This is a genomic window from Salinisphaera sp. G21_0 (genome assembly GCF_017744115.1).
Classification (GTDB): Bacteria; Pseudomonadota; Gammaproteobacteria; order Pseudomonadales; family Endozoicomonadaceae; genus Endozoicomonas.
This window is the reverse complement of the sequence record NZ_JAGHQW010000298.1, coordinates 1-516: the sequence shown is the minus strand read 5'-3', so window position 1 is coordinate 516 and position 516 is coordinate 1. Positions and strand designations below refer to the sequence as shown.

Genomic DNA, 516 nt, shown 5'->3' with positions numbered 1-516 from the left:
CGGATGGGGTTTCCAGTGTTTGCCACCGGTTCACCACGGTTATCGTCAGAGTCAGTCCCATGTTCGGTCAGTACATGGTACACAGGGCTGCCTGGTCGGATGGGGTTTCCAGTGTTTGCCACCGGTTTACCACGGTTATCGTCAGAGTCAGTCCTATACTCGGTCAGTACATGGTACACAGGGCTGTCTGGTCGGATGGGGTTTCCAGTGTTCGCCATAGAGTTGCTGCCTGTTGCTATACCGGCCTGCCCGTCCGCCACCGGTTCACCCTGGTTATTGATGGATTCATCCCCTATCAGTTCTAGGTACACAGGGATATCAGGGGGGGCGGGTTCTTTTTCATTACCCACCAGGGGGGTGGTGTACCCTGTTGCCGTTTTCCCTTGTCTGAGTTTTAACGGTTGGTAATTGATTGGGAGAGCAGGCAGCGGTCTCTTGTTCATCGGCCTGAACGACAACGGTTGATAATGATCCCGGGGAGCAGTAGGCAGCTGTCCCTGAGCACGGGGGGGGCCG

Annotated in this window: 1 protein-coding gene; it reads right to left on the bottom strand. The window is 55.8% G+C overall.

Annotation, left to right across the window (positions count from 1 at the left end):
- The coding region (locus J7439_RS26165; protein ID WP_209204982.1) for a hypothetical protein at window positions 1-516 on the bottom strand (516 nt) is incomplete at both ends.